We start from the raw sequence: 11,134 nt of genomic DNA, 5'->3' as shown, positions 1-11,134 counted from the left end.
TTATCGCAGCCTCGCGGGCTCGGCAGCGGCTACGGGGGCGGGGTGTGGTTTTTGTAGCCGCTGGCGTAGCCTGCGCTCGGCGGCGCAGCCGTCGTCAACCGGCGTATGCGGTGGTGGCTGGGGCATGGTTGCGAAGCGTTTTGGAGAGGAGGGAATTTGGGGACGCAGGAAGGCCCTGCGGGCCTTGTCGCAGCCTCGCGGGGCTCGGCAGCGGCTACGGGGGCGGGGCGTAGTTTCTGTAGCCGCTGGCGTAGCCTGCGCTCGGCGGCGCAGCCGTCGTCAACCGGCGTATGCGGTGGTGGCTGGGGCATGGTTTGCAAAGAGGTTTGAAGAGGAGGGGATTTGGGGACGCAGGAAGGCCCTGCGGGCCTTATCGCAGCCTCGCGGGCTCGGCAGCGGCTACAGGGGCGGGGTGTGGTTTTTGTAGCCGCTGGCGTAGCCTGCGATCGGCGGCGCAGCCGTCGTCAACCGGCGTATGCGATGTGTCTGGCGGAATGGGGGAGCGGGTTTGCGCTCGCTGCCCAGCACGCCCAGGCTCGGCAGCGAGGCGTAGGTCAGGCCTGGGGATGGCCCGAGGTGAGGAATTTGCTGAGGAACTGTTTGGTGCGTTCTTCCCTGGGGTTGGCGAACAGCGCCTTGGCTTCGCCCTGTTCGACGATCACCCCTTTGTCGAAGAAGATCACCCGATTGGCCACGTCGCGAGCGAAGCCCATTTCGTGGGTGACGATGACCATGGTGCGTTTTTCCTCGGCCAGGCCGCGGATGGTCGCCAGCACTTCGCCCACCAGCTCCGGGTCGAGCGCCGAGGTCGGTTCGTCGAACAGGATCACCTGCGGCTCCATCGCCAGCGCCCGGGCAATCGCCACGCGCTGTTGCTGGCCGCCGGAGAGGCGCCGCGGGTAGGCGTCTTCCTTGCCCGCCAGGCCGACCTTGGCCAGCAGTTGGCGGCCCAGGGCCACGGCCTGCTCGCGGGGCGTCTTCTTCACCACCAGCGGGCCTTCGATGACGTTCTCCAGCGCGGTGCGATGGGGGAACAGGTTGAAGCTCTGGAACACGAAACCCACCTGCTGGCGCAGTTGCCGCACCAGGCCCTGCTGCTGGGTCAGCGGGCGGCTGCCATCGATCTCGATATTGCCGACCTTGATCCGGCCGCTGGTAGGTTCCTCGAGAAAATTCAGGCAGCGCAAAAAGGTGGTCTTGCCCGAGCCGCTGGGGCCGATGATCGCGACCACCTCGCCTTCCGCCACCGTCAGGTCGATGCCATTGAGAACGGTCTGACCCTTGAACTGCTTCGTCAGTTTTTCAACCACAATCATGGGTTCAGGACTCCTGGTCGTGCCGATTGACCCGCTCTTCCAGTCGGTTCTGCAGGTGCGCCAGCACGCTGGCCAGAACCCAGTAGATCAGCGCGGCGGCAAGATACATGGTGAAGACTTCGAAGGTCCGGGCGGTGATCAGCTGCGCCTGGCGGAACAGTTCCGGGACCTGGATGGTGGCGGCCAGGGCCGTGTCCTTGACCAGCGAGATAAAGCTGTTGCCCAACGGCGGCAAGGCCGTGCGCATGGCTTGCGGCAGGATCGCCCGGCGCAGGGTCTGGGCCCGGGTCATGCCGATGCTGGCCGCCGCTTCCCACTGCCCGCGCTCGATGGAGCCGATGGCCGCGCGCAGGATCTCGCAGGCATAGGCCGCCATGTTCAACGAGAAGCCGATCAGCGCCGCCGGCAGCGGGTCAAGCTCGATACCCAACTGCGGCAGGCCGTAATAGATCACGAACAGCTGCACCAAGAGCGGCGTGCCGCGAAAGAACGATACATAGACGCGGGCGATCCAGCTCAACAGCTTGAAGCGCGACAGGCGCATCAGCGCCAGGGCGAAACCCAGCACGAAGCCGAAGAACATGCCGCCCAGGCTGAGGATCACCGTGAAATACGCGCCCTTGAACAGAAAGGGCGCGGAGTTCAGCAACAGCTGCGTGGTTTCGGCGATTTGCTGGCTCAACTGCGGGAAAGACAGTTCGAACTGAAAACCTGCTTCCATTATTGAGTGACGTCAGCGTTGAAGTATTTTTCCGAGAGCTTTTTCAGCGTGCCGTCGGCGCGCAGTTCCTCGATCGCCTTGTTCACCGCGGCCAGCAGCTCGGGTTCGCCTTTGCGCAGGGCCACGCCGGCTTCCTGGCGAGAGAAGGGCTCGCCGGACACGGCCAGGGTGTTGTTGGTTTTCTTGATCAGCTCGAAGGCGGCCAGGCGGTCCACCAGGATCGCGTCGATACGGCCCACGCGCAGGTCCTGGTACTTGGTCGGATCGTCGTCGTAGGTCTTGATGATGGCTTTCGGCACGTTGTCCTTGAGCCATTGCTCGTAGTTGGTGCCCAGGCCGACACCGACCTTGTGCCCGGCCAGGTCGGCGGCGGTCTTGAACTTGCCTTCGTTCTTTTTCTGGGTCAGGGCCTGGATGCCGGAAATGGTGTAGGGGGTGGAGAAGTCGTATTTCTTCTTGCGCTCTTCGGAAATGGTCACCTGGTTGATCACCGCGTCCAGGCGCTTGGATTCCAGGGCGGCGAGGATGCCGTCCCATTTGGTCGGCTGCAGTTTGACCTTCACGCCGAGCTTCTGCGCCAGGGCTTCGGAGAACTCCACTTCGAAGCCGGCCAGCTTGCCGCTTTCATCGACGTAGCTGAACGGCGGGTAGGTGCCTTCCAGGCCGACGTTGATGACGCCGGCGTCCTTGATCTTCTGCAGTTGCTCGCCGGCAACCGCTTGCCCCAGCAACCCGACACCGAGGGCCAGGCCCAGCGAGCCAACGAGGATATTTCGACGTAGTGCGGAAAAAATCATGACAAGCCCCTGTGTTTTCTTATGAAGATGCGGTTGGGAAATGCAGGTCAATCGGTGAGCCGGAACAAGCGCCTTATCCTGCCCTAATGCAGCGTATGCGTCTCTTGGCAAATTCGCCTGCGGCGCGACTATAAGGGGCGCTTTTTAGGTGTAAAAATAATAAAAATTCACATTGTTATGCTTTTTATAAATATGCATCCCTGTAGCCGCTGCCGCAGGCTGCGACAGGTCCGCAGGACCTCCTGCGATCTCAAGTCCTGCGCCCCCCTTCGGTACGGAATGCCGCCCAATCGAGCGCAGCCTGCGCCAGCGGCTACAGGCATGGGTTATGCAAACAAGCCGGCATAAGCGAACAGTGCCGGCGCGCCGCCGGTGTGCAGGAAGAGGATCGGGCCGTCGTCGAAGCGCTGGCGGCCGATGCCGTCGAGCAGGCCGGCCATGGCCTTGCCGGTGTAGACCGGGTCCAGCAGCAGGCCTTCCTGGCTCGCCAGCAGCTTCAGCGCGGCCAGGGTGCCGGCATTCGGCTCGCCATAGCGCGGGGCGAAATACTCATCCCACAACTGCACCTTGAAGTGCTCGGGCAGCGGCACCCCGAGCAATTCGGCGGTGCGTTCGGCCAGGCCCTGGACCTTCGGCCGTTGCGCTTGCTCGGTGCGCGACACGGTGACGCCGATCACCGGCAACTGCGGCAGCACTTCGCTCAAGGCCAGGGCCAGGCCGCTGTGGGTGCCGGCGCTGCCCGAAGCCAGGACCACCGCGGCAAAGTCGAGCCCGGTGTTGTTGATCTGCTCCGCCAGCTCCAGGCCGGCGCGCACGTAGCCCAGGGCGCCCAGGGCGTTGGAACCGCCAATCGGCACCAGGTACGGCTGTTTGCCGCTGCGGCGCAGGCGCTCGGCCAGGGCCTGCAATTGTTCGTCGGCGTTGTCCAGGTTCTCCACCAGTTCGACCTTGGCGTCGAACAGGTCGAGCAGCAGGCGGTTGCCGTTGCCCAGGTAATTGCTGTCATCGGTGCCGATGGGGTTTTCCAGCAGGGCGACGCAGCCCAGGCCCAGCTTGGCGGCGATGGCCGCGGTCTGGCGCACGTGGTTGGACTGGATGGCGCCCGCGGTAATCAGGGTGTCGGCGTCCCGGGCCAGGGCATCGGCGGCCAGGTATTCGAGTTTGCGCAATTTGTTGCCGCCCATGGCCAGCGGCGTGGTGTCGTCGCGCTTGACGTAGACATCGCGACCCAGCCAGATGGACAGGCGTTCGAGTTTTTCCAGGGCGGTGGCGCCGCCCAGCAGGTCGAGACGGTGAAAACGGTCGAGCTGTTGTTTGATCATGAGGCCGCACGGGTTGTAAAAGGTGTCAGGGACTATAGGCAGCGATATTTGCCGGAGCAACCGCCAATCGCTTATGCCAAAAGGTGCTTAAGCCAGCACAATTAGTTCTTAATTTGGCCTGGGACGCATACCGTAAAGTGACATCGTTTACGCGGCCAGACAGTCCGGCCGCCTGAGTGAGGAGTCTTATCGTGAGCGAGCGTTCCAGCCATTGGCAATTGCAGACCATCGTCGGTCAACTGCGTGATGCCCGCGACCAATGGCGTACCCGCAACGGGCGGGTCAGTGGCGAGCAGGGCGGTCGTGAACTGCCGTCGCGCGCGGCCATGGCCGAGATTCTCGAGGCGCTGTGCGGCGCCCTGTTCCCGATGCGCCTGGGGCCGGTGGACCTGCGCGAGGAAAGCGAGGACTTCTACGTCGGCCACACCCTGGACGCGGCGCTCAATGCGCTGCTCGCCCAGGCTCGCCTGGAGCTGCGCTACGCCGCGCGCCAAAACGCCGAGGCCGACCAGGACGTCAACGCCAAGGCCATCCGCATCATCCAGGATTTCGCCCTGGCCTTGCCGGGCCTGCGGGTGCTGCTCGACACCGACGTGCTGGCCGCCTACCACGGCGACCCGGCGGCGCGCAGCGTCGATGAAGTGCTGCTGTGCTACCCGGGCATCCTGGCAGTGATCCACCATCGCCTGGCCCACCACCTGTACCGCGCCGGCCTGCCGCTGCTGGCGCGGATCAGCGCGGAAATCGCCCACTCGGCCACCGGCATCGACATTCACCCGGGGGCGCAGATCGGCCGCAGTTTCTTCATCGACCACGGCACCGGCGTGGTGATCGGCGAGACCGCGATCATCGGCGAGCGCGTGCGCATCTACCAGGCCGTGACCCTGGGCGCCAAACGCTTCCCGGCGGACGAGGACGGCCAACTGCAGAAGGGCCACCCGCGCCACCCGATCGTCGAGGACGACGTGGTGATCTACGCCGGCGCGACCATTCTCGGGCGCATCACCATTGGCAAGGGTTCGACCATCGGCGGCAACGTCTGGCTGACCCGCAGCGTGCCGGCCGGGTGCAACCTGACCCAGGCCAACCTGCAACATGACGATGGGTCGCAGAAGTAAGAGCCTTCCGCGCCTGTTCGATGTTTCGCGCGCAAGCCGCGTATACCTCTGTAGGAGCGAGGCTTGCCCGCGAAGCTTTTCAGGCCGTCTCGGGGTCTTTTGAAGGCCCCGCGCCCCTTGGCGCATCCTTCCGCAGCGGCTGATGGCACTTCGCTTATTTAGTGCTGAACGATTCGCCGCGCCACACGTCATACCCTTCCCCGAGCTAACGTAACCAGGCGACCGCCGAGCCCGGCGATTAGTCCTTGCGCGCTTATCCGTGTTTAACTTGAACGCTTGTTCAAGTTAAACCGGCAGCTTGCTGCCCGCTCACAACAGGAGGCTTACCTTTGCTGAGTCCGATCTTTTCAGCCGCGTTTTACCCCCTCGAGGTGCACGTTTGATGAGTGCATCGTCCATTCCTCCCAGCGGTCTGATCCGCATGAATCCGCCGGTGTTCTACTTCGCCGCGAGCTTTATCCTGGCCTTCGGCCTGGTGGTCATCGCCCTGCCGGAACAGGCCGGTGCCTGGTTGCTGGCCGCGCAGAACTGGGCGGCCAACACGGTCGGCTGGTACTACATGCTGGCCATGACCCTGTACCTGATCTTCGTGGTGGTCACCGCCTTGTCCGGCTACGGCAAGATCAAGCTCGGTGCCGACCACGACGAACCGGAATTCAGTTACCTGTCCTGGGCCGGCATGCTGTTCGCCGCCGGGATCAGCATCACGCTGTTTTTCTTCTGCGTCTCGGAACCCCTGACCCACATGCTGCAACCGCCCCAGGGCGAGGCCGGGACCGCTGACGCGGCGCGCCAGGCCATGCAGATTCTCTTCCTGCACTGGGGCCTGCACGGCTGGGGCGTGTTCGCCTTCGTCGGCATGGCCCTGGCGTATTTCGCCTACCGGCATAACCTGCCGCTGGCCCTGCGCTCGGCGCTGTACCCGCTGATCGGCAAGCGCATCAACGGCCCGATCGGCTACGCGGTGGACGGCTTCGGCATCATCGCCACGGTGTTCGGCCTGGGCGCCGACATGGGCTTTGGCGTGCTGCACCTCAACTCCGGCCTGGACTACCTGTTCGGCATCGCCCACACCCAGTGGGTCCAGGTGGGCCTGATCACCCTGATGATGGGCGCGGCGATCATCGTCGCGGTGTCCGGCGTCGACAAGGGCGTGCGGGTGATGTCCGACATCAACATGCTGCTGGCCTGTGCGCTGCTGCTGTTCGTGTTGTTCGCCGGCCCCACGCAGCATCTGCTCAACACCCTGATCCAGAACCTTGGCGACTACCTCGGCGCGCTGCCGATGAAGAGTTTCGACCTCTACGCCTACGACAAGCCCAGCGACTGGCTGGGTGGCTGGACTGTCTTCTACTGGGCCTGGTGGATTGCATGGTCGCCGTTCGTGGGCCTGTTCATCGCGCGGATTTCCCGTGGCCGGACCATCCGCGAATTCGTGTTCGGCGTGTTGCTGATTCCCCTGGGCTTCACCCTGGCCTGGATGTCGATCTTCGGTAACAGCGCCATCGACCAGGTGCTCAACCACGGCATGAGCGCGCTGGGCATGTCGGCCATCGAGAACCCGTCGATGACCCTCTACCTGCTGCTGGAAACCTACCCCTGGAGCAAGACCGTCATCGCTGTGACGGTGTTCATCAGCTTCGTGTTCTTCGTCACCTCGGCCGACTCCGGCACCGTGGTGCTCTCGACCCTGTCGGCCAAGGGCGGCAATGCCGATGAGGACGGGCCGAAATGGCTGCGGGTGTTCTGGGGCGCAATGACCGCGCTGGTCACCAGCGCGCTGCTGTTCGCCGGCAGCATCGACTCGCTGAAGTCGGCGGTGGTGCTGACCTCGCTGCCGTTCTCGATGATTCTGCTGCTGATGATGTGGGGGCTGCACAAGGCCTTCTACCTCGAGTCGCAGAAGCAGATCGCCCAACTGCATTCGCTGGCGCCGGTCTCGTCGTCTTCGCGGCGCGGCAAGGGCGGCTGGCGCCAGCGCCTGAGCCAGGCGGTGCATTTCCCGTCGCGCGACGAGGTGTATCGCTTCCTCGACCAGACGGTGCGACCGGCTATCGAAGAGGTGACGGCGGTCTTCGTCGAGAAAGGCCTGAACGTGATCACCCAGCCGGACCCGGCCAACGATAACGTCAGCCTGGAAATCGGCCACGGCGACCAGCATCCCTTTGTCTATCAGGTGCAGATGCGCGGCTACTTCACGCCGTCCTTCGCCCGTGGCGGCATGGGGCCCAAGGAGATGCGCAACCGGCGTTACTACCGGGCCGAGGTGCACCTGGCCGAGGGTAGCCAGGATTACGATCTGATGGGCTACACCAAGGAACAGATCATCAACGACATCCTCGACCAGTACGAACGCCATATGCAGTTCCTGCATCTGGTGCGTTGATCGCCGGCGGTGGCATTCGTGCCACCGCCATCGCGGGCAAGCCTCGCTCCTACAGATTGTGCGTGCTTCTGTAGGAGCGAGGCTTGCCCGCGACTAGGGCCCCTCAGCCCTGGCTCAACACCGTGAACAGCACCAGCGCTGCCACCGGCACGCCAAATACCACACTGCCCACCGCCAGTTCCGTGCTCAGGGACTGGCCGGCATGGACCATCCCCACCGCCCCGTTAATCACCGTCAGCGCCAGCCAGAGCACGACAAAGCTGTAGGCCAGGGTCTGGCGGCCGAGGCCGAGTTTTTCGCCGATGAACAGCATCAGTGCCAGGAGCGCCAGGCCGAAGCTGGTGATGATCGCGGTGTGCATGGTGAAGTCCTCACAAGCGGGATTCAGGCTGGCTTCAAGGTCGATGGCGCTCGAAGCTTTCGACCTAGAGTGTGGCCGAGGGCGTAGCGTCCTGCTGCGCGAAACAGAATGTAGATCGCCAAAAAACGTCAGCAGCACCGGGTATTCCGTGACCGATCAGGCTTCCCCCTGGTCGGGCGCACGGCAGGGCTCCGGGCGCGGGCCATCGGCAAGCGCTAATGGGCCCGTGGGTGAGGCGACTCAGACAAGGCCGCCGTTGGCGCGCAGGATCTGCCCGTTGACCCAGGCGGCGGCCGGGCTGACTAGGAAGGCGACGATGCCGGCGATGTCTTCCGGCTGGCCGAGGCGTTCCAGGGGCGGCATCTTGGCGAAGTTCTGGATCTGCTCTTCGCTCTTGCCGTGCAGGAACAGCTCGGTGGCCACCGGGCCGGGGGCGACGGCGTTGACCGTGATGCTGCGCCCGCGCAGTTCCTTGGCGAACACCTGGGTCAGGGATTCCACCGCCGCCTTGCTGGCGATGTACACCGCATAGCCCGGCAGGTTGAGGCCGACGGTGCTGCTGGAGAAATTGACGATGCGCCCGCCGGTGTTCAGCCGGGTGGCGGCCTCGCGCAGGGTGTTGAAGGTGCCGCGGGTGTTGATGGCGAAGGTCTGCTCGAACAGCTCGTCGCTGTGCTGCGCCAGGGGCAGGACCTTGAGGATGCCGGCGTTGTTGACCAGCACGTCGACCTTGCCCAGTTGCGTTTCGGTCTGCTCGAACAGCCGGCGCACGTCGTCGGCATTGGCCACGTCGGCCTTGATCGCTATGGCCCGGTGGCCGGCCTGGCGCAACTCCACCACCAGGGCCGAGGCTTCGGCGGCGCTGCTGGCGTAGTTGATGGCGACGGCGAAGCCTTCGCTGGCCAGTTGCCTGGCGATCACCGCGCCAATGCCGCGGGAGGCGCCGGTCACGATGGCAACTTTCGAAGTCTGGCTAGTCATGCGAATTTCCTTTCTGGTGGGTGAGGGCTGCGGTGCGGGAGCAGGTTCACATGTTTGTCCGGGGCGATAAATGCACCAGGGTTGGCTTTACTGTTCAATAATTGCCAACAATCCAATAACCCTGGAGCTCTCGTTCGTGGACCAAGTCAAAGCGATGAAGGTGTTCGTGCGGATCTACGAGCGCAGCAGTTTCACCCTGGCCGCCGCCGACCTGAACCTGCCGCGCGCCACCCTGACCCATACCCTCAACCAGTTCGAAGCCTGGCTCGGCACCCGCCTGCTGGAACGCAGCACCCGCCGCGTGCGCCCGACCCTCGACGGCGAGGCCTATTACCAGCGCTGCGTACAGCTGCTGGCGGAGCTGGAAGAGGCCGAGCTGGCCTTTCGCACGGTGGCGCCGAAGGGGCGTTTGCGGGTCGACCTGCATGGCACCCTGGCCAAGCATTTCGTGATTCCGGCCCTGCCCGAATTCATGGCGCGCTACCCGGAGATCGAGCTGTCCATCAGCGAGGCCGATCGTTTCGTCGACCTGATCGCCGAAGGGGTGGACTGCGTGCTGCGCGCCGGCGCGTTGGGAGACTCGACGCTGATCGGGCGGCGGGTGGCCAACCTGCAGCAGATCACCTGCGCCAGCCCGGCCTACCTGCGCAAATACGGTGAGCCAGCGAGCCTCGACGAACTGTCGCGGCACCGTGCGGTGAACTACGTCTCACGCACCACGGCCAAGCTGTTTCCGTTCGAATTCATGGTCGATGGCGAACTGCGGGAAGTCGCCATCGAGGGCGCGCTGTCGGTGTTTGGCGCGGAAATCTACGCCGCCTCGGCAGTGGCAGGCCTGGGCCTTATCCAGTGCCCGCGCTACCGCATGGTGCAGCAGATTTCCCAGGGGCTGGTGCGGGAAATCCTTACCGCCACGCCGCCGCCACCGATGCCGGTTTCCGTGCTCTATCCGCACAACCGCCACATGTCGCCACGGGTGCGGGTGTTCGTGGACTGGCTGGCGGAGGTGTTTGCCCAGGCGCAATAAGACGGCAGGCGCGAATTCTTTCGGCGCCATGCCGGAGTAACTACGGAACGACCAGACCTTCACGCGCGATCGGCGCTACCGCTCACATCCTGGCTTCCTCGCCGCAGATGTCCCTCCCAGGCATGGCCCGCTCCCCTCCCAGAGTTCCCCATGGGGGCATTGCCCGGCCTCTTCCCTCGATATTTTTCCTGTACCGCCCAGGCGTCGGAACCTCCGTTTCGGCCCGGCAGGGCGGTGTTTTCCCGTCTATAAACAATGGATGCAGCGCCTCGTTCGGTGCCGGCGTTGCCGGGCTATTCCGGGCCGCGCCGCACCGCTGTAGCCCCGTGTTTCCGGAGTTTTGGCCGTCAGTTCAGCCGCCTGGCCAAAGGGGCCTTTAGCCGAGATTTTGCAGCGTTCGAGACTGCCCATGAGCTACGATTTCGTACTGTGCTATGTGGTACGTAATATAATATTTCGTTGGTAATATTTTTCTTGGGGTTTTGGCCGGTGTCGGGTACAGCGCCGACATTGGTATTTTGGTTTTTGAGAAGGGGAAGTGCCGTTGCGGGGGCAGCGCGTCTGTTGAAGGCAGGTTTGTCGGTGGAGCATGGGGTGCCGCTATCGCGAGCAAGCTTCGCTCCTACGGGAATTGCGGTTTAGGCCTCGAGTGGCGGTCAGGGGGGGGGCGTTTCGATCTACCGCCAGGCGATGCGTCCGGCTGGGGACGCATCAGTTCCGACAGCACATTGGTGTCGAGCACGATCATTCGTCCAGGTCCGCCGCGCGTGCCGGATCGGTACGTGCTGGCAGCTCGAGCTTCACCCCGCCGGCCTCGGCAAAGCGTGCCCGGATATGACCGGCCAGGCCTTGGCTGTCGGCCGTTCTGCTCAGTGCGCGCTGCAAAATCAATCGGGCTTCTTCTTCCATGGAGTGGCCTTTATGAGCGGCCTCGATGCGCAGGCGTTCTTTGATGTGCTCGTCGAGGTGTCGGATTGTCAGGCTGGCCATGAGCTCCTCCGAATGAAATCAGTGAAATCATTGAAAGCCTAGCCGCGGGCCATCGCGGGCGCACAACCCCTTGTCGTCTGGTGAGGGCGCGACCCCTGGCCAGCCCAGCTGCAGG

10 protein-coding genes are annotated in these 11,134 nt (G+C 64.0%); 3 read left to right on the top strand and 7 right to left on the bottom strand.

The annotated features are described in order from the left end of the window. Window positions 1-554: 554 nt before the first annotated feature. The 4 genes from tcyN to BLV20_RS28750 form a co-directional block, all read right to left on the bottom strand. Window positions 555-1,316 (bottom strand): L-cystine ABC transporter ATP-binding protein TcyN, encoded by a 762-nt coding sequence (gene tcyN / locus BLV20_RS28765; RefSeq protein ID WP_092305754.1) that lies wholly within the window; start codon window positions 1,314-1,316, stop codon window positions 555-557. Window positions 1,317-1,320: 4 nt separating this feature from the next. Further along, entirely contained in the window at window positions 1,321-1,986 is a 666-nt protein-coding gene (gene tcyL / locus BLV20_RS28760; protein WP_092305779.1) for a cystine ABC transporter permease, read from the bottom strand. 50 nt (window positions 1,987-2,036) lie between these two features. Then, window positions 2,037-2,834, bottom strand: a complete 798-nt coding sequence (tcyJ, locus tag BLV20_RS28755; protein ID WP_092305753.1) for a cystine ABC transporter substrate-binding protein — start codon at window positions 2,832-2,834, stop codon at window positions 2,037-2,039. A gap of 326 nt (window positions 2,835-3,160) precedes the next feature. Then, on the bottom strand, window positions 3,161-4,156 hold the full coding sequence (locus tag BLV20_RS28750; RefSeq protein ID WP_092305752.1) for a D-cysteine desulfhydrase: 996 nt from the start codon (window positions 4,154-4,156) through the stop codon (window positions 3,161-3,163). 191 nt (window positions 4,157-4,347) lie between these two features. On the opposite strand from BLV20_RS28750, the gene epsC reads away from it, so the two are divergent. Continuing rightward, window positions 4,348-5,274 carry a serine O-acetyltransferase EpsC gene (epsC, locus tag BLV20_RS28745; RefSeq protein WP_092305751.1) on the top strand — a complete coding sequence of 309 codons (927 nt, stop codon included), beginning with the start codon at window positions 4,348-4,350 and terminating at the stop codon, window positions 5,272-5,274. A gap of 421 nt (window positions 5,275-5,695) precedes the next feature. Next, window positions 5,696-7,660: a choline transporter BetT gene (gene betT / locus BLV20_RS28740; protein ID WP_175540277.1), complete on the top strand. Its 1,965-nt coding sequence runs from the start codon at window positions 5,696-5,698 to the stop codon at window positions 7,658-7,660. Between the two features lie 103 nt (window positions 7,661-7,763). On the opposite strand, the gene BLV20_RS28735 is transcribed toward betT, so the two are convergent. Together BLV20_RS28735 and BLV20_RS28730 are read right to left on the bottom strand one after the other, a co-directional pair. Continuing rightward, on the bottom strand, window positions 7,764-8,021 hold the full coding sequence (locus tag BLV20_RS28735; RefSeq protein WP_092305749.1) for a hypothetical protein: 258 nt from the start codon (window positions 8,019-8,021) through the stop codon (window positions 7,764-7,766). A 240-nt stretch (window positions 8,022-8,261) separates the two neighbouring features. Continuing rightward, a complete protein-coding gene (locus BLV20_RS28730; RefSeq protein ID WP_092305748.1) occupies window positions 8,262-9,002 on the bottom strand; it encodes an SDR family oxidoreductase in 741 nt (246 codons plus the stop codon). A 136-nt stretch (window positions 9,003-9,138) separates the two neighbouring features. Between BLV20_RS28730 and BLV20_RS28725 the strand changes: the two genes are divergently transcribed. Next, complete coding sequence (locus BLV20_RS28725) at window positions 9,139-10,029, top strand: LysR family transcriptional regulator (protein WP_092305747.1); 891 nt, start codon at window positions 9,139-9,141, stop codon at window positions 10,027-10,029. 744 nt (window positions 10,030-10,773) lie between these two features. Here BLV20_RS28725 and BLV20_RS28720 read toward each other — a convergent pair. After that, complete coding sequence (locus tag BLV20_RS28720) at window positions 10,774-11,019, bottom strand: FitA-like ribbon-helix-helix domain-containing protein (RefSeq protein ID WP_092305746.1); 246 nt, start codon at window positions 11,017-11,019, stop codon at window positions 10,774-10,776. Between the last annotated feature and the right edge of the window lie 115 nt (window positions 11,020-11,134).

It is taken from the genome of Pseudomonas sp. NFIX28, from assembly GCF_900107395.1.
Taxonomy (GTDB): Bacteria; Pseudomonadota; Gammaproteobacteria; order Pseudomonadales; family Pseudomonadaceae; genus Aquipseudomonas.
This window is presented reverse-complemented; position numbering and strand designations above follow the sequence as displayed.

Excerpts from the sequence above, each read along its gene's own strand:
- tcyN (WP_092305754.1), bottom strand. The coding sequence starts at position 1,316 with ATGATTGTGGTTGAAAAACTGACGAAGCAGTTCAAGGGTCAGACCGTT.
- tcyJ (WP_092305753.1), bottom strand. The coding sequence starts at position 2,834 with ATGATTTTTTCCGCACTACGTCGAAATATCCTCGTTGGCTCGCTGGGC.
- BLV20_RS28750 (WP_092305752.1), bottom strand. The coding sequence starts at position 4,156 with ATGATCAAACAACAGCTCGACCGTTTTCACCGTCTCGACCTGCTGGGC.
- betT (WP_175540277.1), top strand. The coding sequence starts at position 5,696 with ATGAATCCGCCGGTGTTCTACTTCGCCGCGAGCTTTATCCTGGCCTTC.
- BLV20_RS28735 (WP_092305749.1), bottom strand. The coding sequence starts at position 8,021 with ATGCACACCGCGATCATCACCAGCTTCGGCCTGGCGCTCCTGGCACTG.
- BLV20_RS28730 (WP_092305748.1), bottom strand. The coding sequence starts at position 9,002 with ATGACTAGCCAGACTTCGAAAGTTGCCATCGTGACCGGCGCCTCCCGC.
- BLV20_RS28720 (WP_092305746.1), bottom strand. The coding sequence starts at position 11,019 with ATGGCCAGCCTGACAATCCGACACCTCGACGAGCACATCAAAGAACGC.